At 61.1% G+C, this 13,387-nt stretch carries 10 protein-coding genes; 2 read left to right on the top strand and 8 right to left on the bottom strand.

The features are described 5' to 3' along the window. Positions 1-180 precede the first annotated feature (180 nt). On the top strand, positions 181-2,286 hold the full coding sequence (pnp, locus tag LT40_RS12865; RefSeq protein WP_043190757.1) for a polyribonucleotide nucleotidyltransferase: 2,106 nt from the start codon (positions 181-183) through the stop codon (positions 2,284-2,286). A gap of 322 nt (positions 2,287-2,608) precedes the next feature. Further along, the gene (locus tag LT40_RS12860; protein ID WP_043190755.1) at positions 2,609-2,959 is read left to right on the top strand and encodes a BON domain-containing protein; all 351 of its coding nucleotides are present in this window, start codon (positions 2,609-2,611) and stop codon (positions 2,957-2,959) included. A 96-nt stretch (positions 2,960-3,055) separates the two neighbouring features. Here LT40_RS12860 and LT40_RS12855 read toward each other — a convergent pair whose 3' ends face one another. The 8 genes from LT40_RS12855 to LT40_RS12820 form a co-directional block, all read right to left on the bottom strand. Further along, positions 3,056-3,361, bottom strand: coding sequence for a DUF2845 domain-containing protein (locus tag LT40_RS12855; protein ID WP_043190752.1), 306 nt, complete (start codon positions 3,359-3,361; stop codon positions 3,056-3,058). Continuing rightward, a complete protein-coding gene (locus LT40_RS12850) occupies positions 3,358-6,252 on the bottom strand; it encodes a DUF748 domain-containing protein (protein ID WP_043190749.1) in 2,895 nt (964 codons plus the stop codon). Before LT40_RS12850 ends, LT40_RS12855 begins: the two co-directional genes overlap by 4 nt. 113 nt (positions 6,253-6,365) lie before the next feature. After that, positions 6,366-7,382, bottom strand: coding sequence for a class I SAM-dependent rRNA methyltransferase (locus LT40_RS12845; protein ID WP_043190746.1), 1,017 nt, complete (start codon positions 7,380-7,382; stop codon positions 6,366-6,368). A gap of 111 nt (positions 7,383-7,493) precedes the next feature. Then, entirely contained in the window at positions 7,494-9,158 is a 1,665-nt protein-coding gene (pgi, locus tag LT40_RS12840) for a glucose-6-phosphate isomerase (protein WP_043190743.1), read from the bottom strand. A 219-nt stretch (positions 9,159-9,377) separates the two neighbouring features. Further along, positions 9,378-10,247 (bottom strand): pantoate--beta-alanine ligase, encoded by an 870-nt coding sequence (gene panC / locus LT40_RS12835; RefSeq protein ID WP_043190740.1) that lies wholly within the window; start codon positions 10,245-10,247, stop codon positions 9,378-9,380. Continuing rightward, positions 10,244-11,044: a 3-methyl-2-oxobutanoate hydroxymethyltransferase gene (gene panB / locus LT40_RS12830; RefSeq protein WP_043190738.1), complete on the bottom strand. Its 801-nt coding sequence runs from the start codon at positions 11,042-11,044 to the stop codon at positions 10,244-10,246. Before panB ends, panC begins: the two co-directional genes overlap by 4 nt. A 214-nt stretch (positions 11,045-11,258) precedes the next feature. Beyond that, positions 11,259-11,735: a 2-amino-4-hydroxy-6-hydroxymethyldihydropteridine diphosphokinase gene (gene folK / locus LT40_RS12825; protein WP_043190735.1), complete on the bottom strand. Its 477-nt coding sequence runs from the start codon at positions 11,733-11,735 to the stop codon at positions 11,259-11,261. Positions 11,736-11,737: 2 nt separating this feature from the next. After that, complete coding sequence (locus LT40_RS12820) at positions 11,738-13,120, bottom strand: polynucleotide adenylyltransferase PcnB (protein WP_043190733.1); 1,383 nt, start codon at positions 13,118-13,120, stop codon at positions 11,738-11,740. Between the last annotated feature and the right edge of the window lie 267 nt (positions 13,121-13,387).

Below are 13,387 nucleotides of genomic sequence, written 5' to 3'. Positions count from 1 at the left end.
AGGGCGCCACGCGCAATCCTGAGGTTGGTTGTCTGTCGTACCCCAGCGGGTTTTCCGCGGGGGCGGGCAGGCTTCCAGCCTCAAGTTGTATCTGGACGGTCAACGGGGCCGATTCCCCGCTCTGCCCAAGAATTTCGCAAGAAACCAGTTCCCCCAAGAGCCAACAGAAGGTAGGAAACCGTGAACCCGGTAATCAAGACGTTTCAATTCGGTCAATCGACCGTAACCCTCGAAACGGGCCGCATTGCCCGTCAAGCCTCCGGCGCCGTGCTGGTCACCGTCGACAACGACGTGACCGTGCTGGTCACCGTGGTAGGTGCCAAGCAAGCCGATCCAGGCAAGGGCTTTTTCCCGCTGTCCGTGCACTACCAGGAAAAGACCTACGCTGCCGGCAAGATTCCCGGTGGTTTCTTCAAGCGTGAAGGCCGTCCTTCCGAGAAAGAAACCCTGACCTCGCGTTTGATCGATCGCCCGATCCGCCCGCTGTTCCCCGAAGGCTTCATGAACGAAGTGCAGGTTGTCTGCACCGTTGTCTCCACCAGCAAGAAGACCGATCCGGACATCGCTGCCATGATCGGTACCTCGGCAGCCCTGGCCATCTCCGGCATCCCGTTCGACGGCCCGATTGGCGCCGCGCGCGTGGCCTTCCACGAGAGCACTGGCTACCTGCTGAACCCGACCTACGAGCAGCAGCAGGCTTCCAGCCTGGACATGGTCGTGGCCGGTACCAAAGACGCCGTGCTGATGGTTGAATCGGAAGCCAAGGAGCTGACCGAAGACCAGATGCTGGGCGCCGTACTGTTCGCCCACGACGAATTCCAGTCGGTGATCAAGGCCGTTGGCGAGCTGGCTGCAGAAGCCGCCAAGCCAACCTGGAGCTGGACGCCGAAAGCCTGGAACACCGAGCTGATCGGCGCGATCCGTGGCGAATTCGGCGACGCCGTTTCCCAGGCCTACACCATCACCGTCAAGGCCGAGCGCTACGCCAAGCTGGGCGAGCTGCGTGACCAGGTGATCGCCAAGTTCTCCGGCGAAGAAGGTCAGCCGACCGCAGCCGAAGTGAAGGAAATCTTCGGCGAGATCGAGTACCGCACCGTTCGCGAAAACATCGTCAACGGCAAGCCGCGTATCGACGGTCGCGACACCAAAACCGTGCGTCCGCTGAACATCGAAGTCGGCGTGCTGCCGAAAACCCACGGTTCGGCCCTGTTCACCCGTGGTGAAACCCAGGCGCTGGTCGTCGCGACCCTTGGCACTGCCCGCGACGCACAGCTGCTGGACACCCTGGAAGGCGAGAAGAAAGACCCCTTCATGTTGCACTACAACTTCCCTCCATTCTCGGTGGGCGAGTGTGGCCGCATGGGCGGCGCAGGCCGTCGTGAGATCGGTCACGGCCGTCTGGCTCGTCGTTCGGTACAGGCCATGCTGCCAGCCGCCGACGTGTTCCCGTACACCATCCGCGTGGTATCGGAAATCACCGAGTCCAACGGTTCCAGCTCCATGGCCTCGGTCTGCGGTGCTTCCCTGGCCCTGATGGACGCCGGTGTGCCGATGAAGGCGCCGGTGGCCGGTATCGCCATGGGTCTGGTCAAGGAAGGCGAGAAGTTCGCCATCCTGACCGACATCCTGGGTGACGAAGATCACCTGGGCGACATGGACTTCAAGGTCGCCGGTACTGCCAAGGGCGTCACCGCGCTGCAGATGGACATCAAGATCAACGGCATCACTGAAGAGATCATGGAGATCGCCCTGGGCCAGGCCCTGGAAGCGCGCCTGAACATCCTCGGCCAGATGAACCAGGTCATCGGTACCTCGCGTACCGAACTGTCGGAAAACGCTCCGACCATGATCGCCATGAAGATCGACACCGACAAGATCCGCGACGTGATCGGCAAGGGCGGCGCAACCATCCGTGCCATCTGCGAGGAAACCAAGGCTTCGATCGACATCGAAGACGACGGCTCGATCAAGATCTTCGGCGAGTCCAAGGAAGCCGCTGAAGCTGCTCGTCAGCGCGTTCTGGGCATCACCGCAGAAGCCGAAATCGGCAAGATCTACGTCGGCAAGGTCGAGCGCATCGTCGACTTCGGTGCATTCGTCAACATCCTGCCTGGCAAGGATGGCCTGGTTCACATCTCCATGCTCAGCGATGCACGCGTAGAGAAAGTGACCGACATCCTCAAGGAAGGTCAGGAAGTCGAAGTGCTGGTACTGGACGTCGACAACCGCGGCCGCATCAAGCTGTCCATCAAGGACGTTGCTGCTGCCAAGGCTTCGGGCGTCTAAACCCGCTAGCGTGTAAAAAAAGAGTCCTTCGGGACTCTTTTTTTTCGACTAGAGTTCGGTAGACGGCACCTCCAGCACTCTGAAACGCGCCGTCAATCGGCTTAACGTGGGCAGGGAACTTTTGCGGACTTGCAACTTGCACGCAATAATTCGCACGAGCGTGCAAGTTGCACGACGACCCAGTCGCCTATAAATCACAAGTCATTGATAAATAAGAACTTTATAGATGGGTTCAGGTTGGCATGACGCCTGCAATATTCCTGTTACCTGCAACCAAGACATTAAATGGTGCAGACCTTTTCAAAAAACAGGAGTGAATCGTATGAAGAAGTTCGCTATTGCTGCCGCTACTGCTACCGCGCTGACCCTGACCATGGCCAACGCTGCTTTCGCTCAACAGTCCACCCAGGCTCCTATGGTGGTTGCTGCCGGTGAAGTTACTCACGCCAAAGAAGCAACTTCCGACACTTGGATCACCACCAAGGTCAAATCCGATCTGGTTACCGAAAAAGGCATTCCAGGCACCGACATTAAGGTAGAAACCAACAAAGGCGTGGTTTCCCTGTCGTCGACCGTTGCTGTGACCGAAGCACAGAAAGCTACCGCCGTACGTATCACCAAGGCAATCAAAGGCGTGAAAGCTGTTTCCGCCGATGGCCTGAAAGCTGAGTAAGTTTCATGCGAAGGCCACAAGGACGTGGCCATTAAAAACCCCGGCATTTGCCGGGGTTTTTTTTATGGTTTTTTCCAGCGATCTTTTAGAGAAGGTTCAGTTGCGGCTGCTCTCGATCTGCACCAGTCGGCTACCGACGAACTTGAGGTACTGGCTCATGCCGTTCGATGGACCGTATACCCACTCCTCTATCGGCAACTCGACCCGCCGATTGATCGGGCCAGAGCGCTCATACCCGGTCTGTGCCTTGCTGGCAGGTGCGCCACACTTCTGCTCGACCTGGACCGTGCGGTCGTTCAGCGATACCAGGGTATTGCCGCAGCGCATGGTCGAAGCGGCGTTGGCCGCAGTGCACAGCGCCAGGAGCATCGGCGCGCAGATCATCCAGTTCAGCTTGTTCATTCGGCATCCAGGTGCAGGGGAGTGATGATGCGCCCATCCTTTTCGGCATGGCCCAGGGCGGCATCGATGAAGTACACGCGCTCGTCGGCCAACTGACCCTTGTCGACCAGAAAGTCCTTGATGCTGCCCGCGCGGGCCTGACCCAACTGGCGCAGCAATGCGTTGTTCGACGCCCATGATTTGAGCACCGCTTCGCGCAACTTGTCGACACGTGCCTTGGTCTCCAATTGTTGCCATTCTACCGGCGGCTGACCCTTGAGTCGGGTGCGGTAGATGGCTTCGAGCATCGCAGGCTTGTCGTCTTCGGGCACCTGCATCTCGGCCGCCGTGGCCGGGACTTTGTCGCCGCGACGCTGGGCCATCTTGTAGTAGGTGTTCTGATACTCGCGCTCCAGGCGCTGCTGGGCAATCAGCGGGCCATCGCTGGCCTGCACGCTCGTCCCTTCGATTTCCAGGCGCAGGGTTGGACGTTCTTTCAGGGCCGCGGCCAGTTTCATCAGCGCTGCCTGAGCCTCGGTGCCCAGCTCATCCGAACCTGGGCGGAACGACACGGTGCTCAGGTCTTCAGACCCACCGCCGCTCACCAATCCACCGATGAATTTGAACGGCGCCTGCGCGGCGCGAACCATCAGGTTGCGCAGGGTCTGCCAGACTATTGGCATGACGCTGAACTGAGGGCTGTTGAGGTCGCCGCTGACAGGCAGTTCGATGGCGATCCTGCCCTGCGAGTCCTTGAGCAATGCAATGGCCAGCCGCAACGGCAGATCGACCGCATCGGGGCTGTCGACCTTGTCACCCAACTGCAGTTGTTCCACCAGCAGCTTGTTTTCTGCCTTGAGCTGGCCTTTGGTGATCAGGTAGTGCAGGTCAAGATTCAGACGGCCCTTGCGGATACGGTACCCGGCGAACTTGCCCGAATAGGGCGTCAGAGTGGTCAGTTCCACGCGTTTGAAGCTGGTGGTGATATCCAGGCTGGCCATAGGATCGAACGGATTCAATGCGCCGGAAATGATCACCGGAGCATAGCGGTCCACCTTGCCCTGAATGTTGATCCGCGCAGGCGTAGCCTGGCGATTGTCGATGGTGCCGATGCGCCCGTTGAGTTGCTGGACGGCCGTAGCGAAGTTCGGCGTCAGGCTGAAGTCGGCGAAGTTGGCTGAGCCGTTGTCGATATCCACGGCACCGATGCGAATGCCCAACGGTTTGTCCGCGCCGGCGGGTTTCTTGCTGCTGGCCGAATCGGCGGGCTGTGTCGGTTGCGGAATCAACAGGTCGTCGATATTGGTGGTGCGGTCTTCGTTGATCATGAATCGCGCGTAGGGCTGTTGTAGCTGCACCCGTTGGATATCCAGGCGATCGCCGTGGCGATACTCCAGACCGGTCAAGGTCAAGTGCTGCCATTTGACGAAATCGCGCTCCTTGAGCGTGTCGAGCGTGTGCAGTTGGTCGACTTCGGCGCGACCGGATACGGTCATGGCCAAGGGCTCGGTGCTGGTCAATTGCACATCGAGATCGCTGTCGAGCATGCCGCTGCGCAGTTCCAAGCGAATCAGCGGGCTGATGTAGGCCTGGGCAATGCGCAGGTCGATGTCCTTGGTGCTGACTTTCAGGCGCGCGGCAACTGGTGCCAGGCTGACCTCGCCGCTGGCTTGCAGGTGACCCTGCTTGCCCAGGCCCGTGTCGAGCTTGAGCGTGAAGGGCGCGCCGTTGAGGCTGTCGAAGTCGTGCAGGTCCAGGTTGAGCGGACCTACGTCCACGGCGACCTCATCGGTAGGCACACGGTCAGCCAAGTGCACTTGGTAGTCCCGCAGTTGGACATCTTTGAGCAGTACCTGCCAAGGCTTGGCGGGCGCGCTTGCTGGCGCGCTGGGTGCCGGCTGCCGGGTTGTCGGGGTGGCGAACAGCTTCTGCCAGTCGAGCTGCCCATCCGCTTCGCGGGCGGCCCAGGTCTCCAGCTTGTGGCTGCGTATCTGGCCAACCCTGACCACCTGCTTGACCAGATCGACCGACGTATCGCTGACGTCCAGGCGTTCGAGCCGAACCAGAGGACGTCCATCCGGTGCGGCGATCGCGAAAGGCGCAACGCTGAGGGCGACCTTGTCCAGTTTCAGCTCGGTCTGCTTGGCCAGGTTCAGGTTGTAATCGGCGCTCAGGGAGAACAGGCCTTTTTCCAGAACGAGGGGCACGCTGTCACGCACGTACGGCCACCAGACGCTCATCTGCGCATCGGTCACCTTCAGCGAGCCCTGGGACGACACTGGACTGAGGCCGATACGCCCACGCCAATCGATGCGGCCGCCTTGGGGGCTGTTGGCAACCAGGATCATGTCGGCCTGATCGTCCGGCAGGGTGCTGAGGTTCTGCAGCTCCAGGTTCATCGAGTCGTAAAGAAACTCGATGGGCTGGCTGGGACGCAGATCCTTGAAATGCAGGTAGCCATCGACCAGCTTGATACTGCCGATGCGCAGGGCGAAGGGTTCGCCAGGGGCGTCCTGTGCGGCAGGGTCATTGGCTGGAAGTCTGAACAACGCGCTCAGGTTGAGTTTGCCGCTTTTATCGAACAGCACTTCAGTGCGCGGCTTGTCGAGCTCGACCGCAACCAGATGCAAGGCGCCAGTCCACAGGCTGTCCACTTGCAGGTTGGCGTACAACCGTTCGAAACCGATCTGTTCGGCACCGGGCTCTCCGATCTTCAGCCCCCACAGGGTCAGCTCGAGGCTGAACGGATTGAATTCCAGCCGCTGCAGATGCGCAGGTACGGTGGCATAGGCGGCCAACTGCTGGTTGGCCACCCGCAGTGCAACGCCGGGCAGTATCAGAAAGCCGAGCAGGGCGTACAGCGCAACCAGCGCCACGAGGGTGGCGGCAGTGCGTTTCAATCCTTTGGACATGGAAATGGGGCCATCTGACGTGATCGGAGGTGCTTGGAGTATGGCACGGCAATGGGGTTCCTATGACTCAGCCCGCGTAAGTCATGGAATTTTCACTAGTTGCTGTGGGAAAACTAAAAATTCAGGATCAGCGTTTTCAACGGTGGCTGGCCATCGCTGGAAGGGAAGTCGGCCGCGGGCGGCAGTACCGTGCATTCACGCACGGGTCGCCCGGCTTTTTCGGCGCAGCGCAGCACTTGTTCGCGCCAGTCGTTTAAGTTGACCTTCGCCAAGTTGTTGCAGCAGATCAGTACGCCGTCTTCGGCAGTGGCGAGAATCGCCGGTTTGAGCAGGCTTTGGTAATCGCGCAGCAGATCGACCGTGCCGAACGCGCTCTTCGCCCAGGCAGGCGGATCCAGGAAGACCAGGTCGTACTGACGTTGCGAAAGCCGAGGATAGGCGGGCAGCTTCTGGCCTCGGCGCGCGGTGATCGGCAAGCCGGCCAGTTGGCGGATGGCCGGGAAGTAGTCCGACTGGATGAACTGCATGGGCGCAAGCTCGGGGTTGAGCGCCCCGTTCTCGGCACCGACCGCCAGGTTACCTTCGGCAAAGTCCAGGTTGCACACCTCACGGGCACCGCCTGCCGCTGCACTCAAGCCAACGCCGCAAGTGTAGGCAAACAGGTTCAACACGCTTCTGCCGGCACTGTGCTGCTTGACCCAGCCACGCGCATTGCGCAGGTCGAGAAACAGTAGTGGGTCCTGGCCAGGGTGTCGGCCACGCACTCGATAGTTCAGCCCCCACTCGTGTCCAACCAGGTCCACCAGCGCGGCGTCTTCGGCGCGATAAACCGTGTCTTCCCGATCGATCCGCGAATTGCCCTTTGAGCGGTCGTTGTACACCAGCAGCAACGGTGCTTGTAGATGCTGCTCGACTGCATGGTGCAGAGCGAGCAGGTCTTCATGTGCCAATGTCTGGTGAAAGCTTTGTACCAGCAATTGCGGGCCGTAGCGGTCGACGGTCAAGCCGCCGGCACCTTCCTGGCTGCCATGGAACAGGCGATAGCAATCGGTGCCCTGCTCATGCAGTTGGTCGAGCAGTGAAGAGCGGGCGTCGAGGGCGGCGCGCAGCGCCTGGGTCAAAGCGGACATGCACGGTGCCTGACGAAAAAAGGAGGGAGGCAATTCTACATCAATTGCCCGGTACCACGAGGTATCGAACCGCCGCAACGCTGGCGTGCAGCATCGCGGCGGCGCGAGGGGTCAGCCGCGGTGACGACCGCGGAAGTAGTTGATCAAGCCTTGAGTCGAAGCATCTTCGGCGACGGCTTCGTTTTCACCGATCAGGCGCTGGTACACGCCCTTGCCAAGCTCCTTGCCCAGCTCCACGCCCCACTGGTCGAAGGCATTGATGCCCCATAGTACGCTCTGCACGAACACCTTGTGCTCATACATCGCGACCAGTGCGCCCAGGCGGCGCGGGCTGATGCGCTCGACCACCAAGGTGTTGCTCGGGCGGTTGCCGGGGATGACCTTGTGCGGCGCCAGTTTCTGCACGTCTTCCTCGGCCATGCCGCGTTCGCGCAGCTCGGCTTCCGACTCGCTGCGGCTCTTGCCCAGCATCAGTGCCTGGCTCTGCGACAGGCAGTTGGCGAACAGCCACTGATGATGGTCGGCAACCGGGTTGAAGCTCACCACCGGGACGATGAAGTCAGCCGGAATCATATGAGTGCCTTGGTGCAGCAACTGGTGATAGGCATGCTGGCCGTTGCAGCCGACGCCGCCCCAGATGACCGGGCCGGTATCGATGTTCACCGGTGTGCCGTCCTGGCGCACGCTCTTGCCGTTGGATTCCATGTCCAACTGCTGCAAGTGTTTGGTGATGTTGCGCAGGTAGTGGTCATACGGCAGGATCGCATGGCTCTTGGCGTCCCAGAAGTTGCCGTACCACACCCCCAGCAGGGCCAGCAGCACCGGCATGTTCTGTTCGAACGGCGCTGACTGGAAATGCTGATCCATGGTGTAGGCGCCCGACAGCAGCTCCTTGAAGTTGGCCATGCCGATCGACATGGCAATCGGCAAGCCGATGGCCGACCACAGCGAATACCGACCACCCACCCAGTCCCACATCGGGAAGATGTTTTCTTCGCGGATACCGAACTCGACCGCAGCAGCATTGTTGCTCGACACGGCGATGAAGTGACGGTACAGCTCGGCTTCCGACCCACCCTGGGCCAGGTACCAGCCTCGCGCAGCCTGGGCGTTCTTCAAGGTTTCCAGAGTGCTGAACGACTTGGAGGAAACGATGAACAGCGTGGTCTCTGCGCGCAGCTTGGCCGACAGCTCGTGGAACTCGCTGCCATCGATGTTGGCCAGGTAATGGCAACGCACGCCTTTCTGCGCATACGGCAGCAAGGCCTCGGACACAAGCTCGGGGCCCAGGAACGAGCCGCCGATACCGATGTTCACCACGTCGGTGATCGGCTTTTCGGTATAGCCGCGCCACAGGCCATCATGGATGCGCGTGACCAACTCGGTGATCTGGTTCAGTACCTTGTGCACGTCTGGCATCACGTTGACGCCATTGACGTTGAGCTTATCGCCCACCGGCCGACGCAGCGCCGTGTGCAACGCTGGGCGGCCTTCGGAGGCGTTGAGCAGCTCGCCGGCGAACATCGCCTTGATAGCGCCTTGCAGGTCCACTTCGTTGGCCAGCTGCACCAGCAGGTCGCGGGTCTGAGCGTCGATCAGGTTCTTCGAATAGTCGAGAAACAGGCCGCAGGCGCTCAGGGAGAAATGCTCGAAACGCTCAGGGTCGGCATTGAAGGCATCGCGCATGCTGAAGTCTTTCATGGCAGCGCGATGCTGGGTCAGCGCCTGCCAGGCGGGCAGGGTAGTCACGTCGTGCGGGGTTCGGTAGTACGCCATCGCTGCAAATTTCCTTTTTCTTGAACTGCCTTTGGACATTGGAACGCTCGGCCGGTTGCGTGCCTGCTGCATCAAAAGATCAAGCAGGTGGCCAGGGTGGTTTCGGGCCGCTGATCGGCTGCCAATGCACGGTTCGGACGCTGCACCACCTTAAACCGCCACGCGCGTTCTGTCTGCGCCTTGTTGACGATGCGCGAGGGACTTTTGGGCCGCCGCGATTCAGCTGTGTTGAGGGTCGTGATCGAGGTCCAGGTGCAGGTTGTCGATCAGTCGCGTGGTGCCCAGGTTCGCCGCGACCAGAATCACCAGGTCACGGTCATCGGCGGTCGCCGGACGCAGGGTCAGGGCGTGTCGAATCTCCAGGTACTCCGGCACGAAGCCTGCCTGGGCGATAACCTGTTTGGCCTGCTCCAACAGCGCCGGATAGTCGCGACGGCCCTGGCTGACCTGTGCAGCCACCTGGCTGAGTACCTGGTACAGCAGGGGTGCCAGGGCGCGTTGCTCCTGGCTCAGATAACCATTGCGCGACGACAGGGCCAGCCCGTCTTCGGCGCGCACCGTCGGCTCGCCGATGATCTGGATCGGCATATTGAGATCGCGAACCAGGGCGCGAATGACGGCCAGTTGCTGGTAGTCCTTCTGGCCGAAGACGGCCAGGTCCGGCTGGACCATGTTGAACAGTTTGCTCACCACCGTTGCCACGCCTTCGAAATGGCCGGGACGACTGGTACCACACAAGCCTTCGGACAGCTGGGGCACGCTCACTCGGGTCTGCCCAGCCATGCCATCGGGGTACATTTCTGCAGCCGAAGGCGCGAAAAGCAGGCTGCAGCCCGCTTGCACCAGCCGCTCCTGATCGGCAGCCAGGGTGCGCGGGTATTTGTCCAGGTCTTCGCTGGGACCGAACTGCAACGGGTTGACGAAGATGCTCGCCACCACGAAATCCACACGCTGGGTGGCCTTGGCCACCAGCGCGGCGTGGCCGCTGTGCAGGTTGCCCATGGTCGGCACCAGGCCGATCCGCTTGCCTTCGCCGCGGGCACGGGCCACGGCGGCGCGCAGTTCTCGTACGGTCTTGACGGTGTTCATGAGGCGAATCCATGTTCAGGTGCAGGAAACTCCACCGCCTTGACGGCGGTGACATAGGCGCCCAGGGCGCCCTGGATATCAGGCTGCCCGGTCATGAAGTTCTTCACGAACCGCGGCATGCGGCCGCTCAACGAAAGCCCGAGCATGTCGTGCAGCACCAGCACCTGGCCATCTACGGCGCTGCCGGCGCCGATGCCGATAACCGGAATCTTCACGGCCTGGGCAATGTCGGCCGCCAGTTCCACGGGCACGCATTCAAGCAACAGCATGGCCGCGCCAGCTTGCTCCAGGGCGATGGCATCGGCACGCATCTGGCGTGCCTGGATATCCTGGCGGCCCTGTACCTTGTAGCCGCCCAGAATGTTCACCGATTGTGGGGTCAACCCCAGGTGAACACAGGCTGGAATACCGCGCTCGGCGAGCAGGCGGACGGACTCGGCCAGCCAGGCGGCGCCTTCGAGCTTGACCATGTGCGCTCCCGCCTGCATTAGCAGCGCGCAGTTGGCCAGGGTTTGCTCACAGGTCGAATAGGCCATGAAAGGAAGATCGGCAACGATGAAAGCGCCCTGGTTGCCACGTTTCACGCTGGCAACATGGTAAGCCATGTCGGCGACGGTCACGGGCAATGTACTGTCATGCCCCTGCAACACCATGCCCAGCGAATCGCCTACCAGCAGCACTTCGACGCCAGCCGTGCAGGCGGCATGCGCGAATGTCGCGTCGTAGCAGGTCAGCATGGTGATCTTTTCACCCTTGAGCTTGAGGCTCTGCAGAGTGGTCAGGGTGATTTGCGGCATGAAAAATATCCTCGGACTGGCGCTGTGTCGACACAACATCATCTGTCGTGATGTTTGGAAACCTACGCATAAAGGTGGTTTCGCGCCGTTTGGCACCTCAGGGGTGCAACGGGCCGCCTATAGTCGTGAGCACGACCCGGGAAGTCAATTGGGTTGAGGGCCTCTTCGTGGGCAGAGCCCACTCCCACAGGTCCGCGAAGAGGCCTCACCGGCGCTACAGCTTCTCCAGCCCCACGAACGGGCAGGCAGCCAAAAGCGCGCGCAGGCTGCGGCCATCGGCCAGTACGAATGCCTCGTCCACCAGCTCGGCCAACGGATACAGCACGAAGGCGCGTGCCTGCAGATGGTAGTGCGGCACCTTCAGGCGAGGCTCGTCTATGACTTGATCGGCGTAGGTGATGACATCCAGATCCAGAGTCCGCGGCCCCCAGCGCTCGCCACGCTCACGGCCCTGATCGTTCTCGATCGTCTGCAGCGCATCGAGCAGCGCCAGCGGGGCCAGCTCGGTGTCCAGGGCCGCCACGGCATTGGTATAGCGCGGCTGGCCAGGCAGCAGGGAATCGCTGGTATAGAACGAGGAGGCTTCAACCAGACGGGTGCCCGGCAGCGCAGCCAGGGCCTGCAGCGCATCGCGCAGCTGCCGTTGCGGGCTGTCCAGATTGCTGCCTAGCCCAACATGCACGCACACCATGCTTATTCGTCGGCCTCGCCACGCTTGCTGCGCTTGGCACCGGTACGACGACGCTTGCGTGGTGCGCCCGATTCATCCTTGCCGCCCAGGTCCGCGATCATTTCACGGCGTTCACTGTCGTTGCAGTCCTGATAGTCGGTCCACCATTCGCCCAGGCCGTCGGTCTCTTCGCCGGCCTTTTCGCGCAGCAGCAGGAAGTCGTAGCCAGCGCGGAAACGCGGGTTGTCGAGCAACAGGTCGGCACGCTTGCCACTGCGGCGCGGCAGGCGTTCCTGCATGTCCCAGATCTCGCGGATCGGAATGGTGAAACGCTTGGGAATGGCGACGCGTTGGCACTGCTCGGCAATCAGCTCGTGGGCCGCTTCCTGCATGGCAGGGATTGGTGGCATGCCACGGCTTTGCAGGCGTAATACGCGTGCTGGCAGCGCTGGCCAGAGCAGGGCTGCGAACAGGAAGGCGGGGGTGACCGGCTTGCCCTGCTTGATGCGCAGGTCGGTGTTGCGCAGCGCTTCGCTGATCAACGTATGGGTGTAGGTCGGCGTGTCTTCCAAGGCCTGCGTGGTGGCCGGAAACAACGAGTCGAACAGGTGCAGGTCGACCAGCATCTCGAAAGTGTCGGCCGCATGGCCGGACAGGAACAGCTTGAGCACTTCTTCGAACAAGCGTGCCGACGGTATCTCGCGCAGCATTGGCGCCAGCTCGCGAATCGGTGCAGCGGTGTGCTTTTCGATGCCGAAATCCAGCTTGGCGGCGAAGCGCACGGCGCGCAGCATCCGCACCGGGTCTTCCTGGTAGCGCTGGGTCGGATCGCCAATCAAGCGGATCAGACGGTTGCGCACATCGTGCACACCGTTGGCATAGTCTAGGATACGTTCGCTGACCGGATCGTAGTACAGCGCATTGATGGTCAGGTCGCGGCGCTGGGCGTCGTCTTCCAGAGTGCCATAAACGTTGTCGCGCAGAATGCGTCCGCTTTCGCTGCTCGAGGAGCGATGCACATCCTGTTCGTCATCTTCTTCCGGATGGTTGGCACGGAAGGTCGCGACCTCGATGATTTCGCGGCCGAAATGGATGTGGACCAGCTTGAAGCGCCGGCCAATCACTCGCGCGTTGCGAAATTCAGCACGGACCTGCTCGGGCGTGGCGCTGGTGGCCACGTCGAAATCCTTGGGCACGATGCCCAGCATGAGGTCTCGTACGCAACCGCCTACCAGGTAGGCCTGGTAACCGGCGGTCTGCAGGCGTTCGACGATGCCCACGGCGTGGCGGCTGAACTGGCTGCGCTGCAGCGAGTGTTGGCCAGCATTGAGCACTTCGGGCGTGGTGCGCCGGTGCTGCGGATGACGCGCGGGAGTATTCAAAGACTTGAACAGCTTCTTCAGCATGGGATGCACTGTTTGAAGGGATTTTCGGCCATATACGAAGAACGACCGCATGATGGTCGGGGATTCTAGCATTTAGTCGAGGGATGGTGTAGGAGGCAGCGCGGTTGGCGCACTGGGGCAGGACGAAAGCTGGAAACTACAAGGGGAGCCGAAGCTCCCCAAGAAGTAGTTGCATGCTCTGTTTTTATTTTTTGTCGGGCTTTTTGTTTTTGTTGAGTGCCCTGTCCGCCGAACCTTGGTTCGGGGATGTCTCCCTATTCGGGAGCA

It is taken from the genome of Pseudomonas rhizosphaerae (assembly GCF_000761155.1).
GTDB lineage: Bacteria > Pseudomonadota > Gammaproteobacteria > Pseudomonadales > Pseudomonadaceae > Aquipseudomonas > Aquipseudomonas rhizosphaerae.
This window is presented reverse-complemented; position numbering and strand designations above follow the sequence as displayed.